Source organism: Mesorhizobium sp. P2_F8 (genome assembly GCF_056403655.1).
Map to the genome: position 1 here is coordinate 1 of NZ_JBFUFB010000077.1, position 2,410 is coordinate 2,410.

At 57.6% G+C, this 2,410-nt stretch carries 3 protein-coding genes; 1 reads left to right on the forward strand and 2 read right to left on the reverse strand.

What is annotated here, in order from left to right; translation table 11 throughout:
- On the reverse strand, nucleotides 1–350 hold a 350-nt coding region (locus AC1DZP_RS35890; protein WP_477309053.1), incomplete at its 3' end, for an FAD-binding oxidoreductase.
- A gap of 44 nt (nucleotides 351–394) precedes the next feature.
- Nucleotides 395–1,291 (reverse strand): SMP-30/gluconolactonase/LRE family protein, encoded by an 897-nt coding sequence (locus tag AC1DZP_RS35895; protein WP_477309055.1) that lies wholly within the window; start codon nucleotides 1,289–1,291, stop codon nucleotides 395–397.
- 356 nt (nucleotides 1,292–1,647) lie between these two features.
- Between AC1DZP_RS35895 and AC1DZP_RS35900 the strand changes: the two genes are divergently transcribed.
- A partial coding sequence (locus AC1DZP_RS35900) for an ABC transporter substrate-binding protein (RefSeq protein WP_477309057.1) occupies nucleotides 1,648–2,410 on the forward strand: 763 nt, incomplete at its 3' end.

Here is a 2,410-nt window from a genome sequence, read left to right on the forward strand (position 1 = left end):
GACAGCAGGAAACCCGCATCTACGGCCACCGAACGGTTGTCGACGTCCAGATTGAGGCTCCGGGCCAACCGGTCAATGCTAATCACCGCCTGGGTTCCACTGGAGTCCGGCGTCGAAGCCGCGACGACGCCCGTGTTGCCCCCTTGCGGAATGATATGTATCCCGTGGCGCACGCAATAGGACACTGCTTGGGACATTTCCTTTGTCGTAGCCGGTCGCACAACGAATGAGGCGCGCCCCTTGTCATAGCGGGCACCGTCCTCATACGAGGCCGCGTCATCGCCGAACATGACGGCTTTTTCTCCAAGCATGGCGCCCAGGGTTTCAACGTGTTGAATATCAGCGACCATGCGGGGCCCTCCCGGGTTGAGATGATAAAAGTCCCGACACCGCGCTATGCGGGATGCAGGGCATGGGGTGCCTGCTCCGGAAACCTGTATGTGGGAAGACCAGGCACAGCGACGTCAAAGGCGATCAAAGTACCGGTTGAATGCTTCCCGTCCCGATCGGTTGTCAGGGACGTGACGAACATTGTCTTGAAATCCGGTCCGCCGAAACAAGGCATCGTCGGCGCTGCTACCGGCAATACCAGGGTCTCGAGGAGAGAGCCGTGGGCCGTGAACCGGTTGAGGACCCCAGCGGAAATACCTGCGCTCCAATAGCAACCCTCGACATCCACCGCTGCCCCGTCGGGCAGGCCGCCTTTTTCGTCGAGGACGATGATGGTCCGTTGATTGGAGACTTGTCCACTGCCCGGATCGAAGTCGAAAGCTCGCACGACCGGCCCCCGCGAATCCGCGTGATACATTGTTGTTCCGTCGGGATTCCAGGCGAGGCCGTTTGAGACACGCAGCCCGTCGATAATGGTCGTCACTTCGCCACTTGGTGTTACACGGTACAGGCTCGCCGTCGGTTGCCGCGGCAACGCATCGTGCATGCTACCGACCCAAAACGACCCGTCGGGACCGACTTTCCCATCATTGAGCCGGTTCGTCGGACGGCCAGGTTCAGGGTGAACGAGAAATTGGAGCGACCGGGTGGCCGGGTCGAAAATATGGACACCGCTTCTGAGTGCTACAATTAACTTGCCGCCCGCGACGAGGCCAAGACTGCCTATCTCGTCGGGCATCGGGTACTCCACCACCGTTCCTGAGGCCGGTTCGAGGGTGAAAGCTGCCGGCCGCAGGACGTCTATAAACCACAGGAGGCCTTTCTCTTCGTCCCAGACCGGGCTCTCACCGATGGCCAGCTCGAAATCTATACAGTTCTCAAAATGAGATGTTGTCGGCACAAAAGCCTCCACCCGGGATCGGAACGATCATTTTTGATATAGCAAACTCTTCGCTAGTGTCGAGACGCAATCTTCCATCGATCGCAACTTTCTCCGGTTCGGATCGAAATCATTGAAAATTCTCACATTTCTTTCCGGCTGGAGAATGCTACGGCCATTTTGACATAGCWGATAAGCCGTCTCTGAACGTCCTTTCTGCCGAAATAATCGGACTGACCTCCCGCCATTTATGGCCTGCGGGGCTGGTTCCCGCCAAATTTCCCATTGACAGGTGGCCCGAAATTCAACGTTATGATATATGATGGACGTTCTGAAGCGCCGCGTTTCGTCACCAATCAACAAAGGGGAAGATCAAAATGACCGTAGCGTTCGATAAGACTCCCAATCGCAAAAGAGTCGGCCGTGCCTTGCTCCCGCTGGCTATCGCCCTGGCTATGCTTGGCTCGACGTCTCTTGCCTCCGCGCAAGCGCAAAAACCGCTCATTATTGCCCGCAACCTTGCCGTCAATTCACTCGATCCCGCTCGTACCACGTGCGATACCTGCAACATCTATTTGTATGCGGTCTACGAGACGCTGGTGAGGCTCGGAGATGACAACAAGACGATCACCCCGGCGCTGGCCGAAAAGTGGGAGGTCAACGACAACAATACGCAGTTCACGTTTCACATGAATCCGAAGGCGGTCTTCTCCGACGGATCGCCGGTCGAAGCCAAGGACGTCAAATGGTCCTGGGAGCGGCTGGCCAATCTCCAAGGAGGCATGGCCTGGCTCTTCGAAACCGTTACGTCGATCGAGACCCCCGATGCACGCACGGTCGTGGTCAAACTGTCGGCGCCGGATTCGGAATTCCTCGGCAAAGTCATCGCGCCATACTCCGGTGTGGTAAACAGCGACGTCGCCTCGACACAGGGTGCCAAGGCCTCAAAGGATGGGGCTGCCTCGGACAGCGCGGAGCCTTGGTTCCTCACCAATTCGGCAGGCAGCGGCCCTTATGTGCTGGGAGGCTACAGCCCGAACGACGAATTGCGGTTCAAACGCAACGAAAAATACTGGGACAAGCCAGCCGCGATCGCCGAAATCGTCATAAAGCAGACGAAGGATTCTGTTGCGCAGGCAC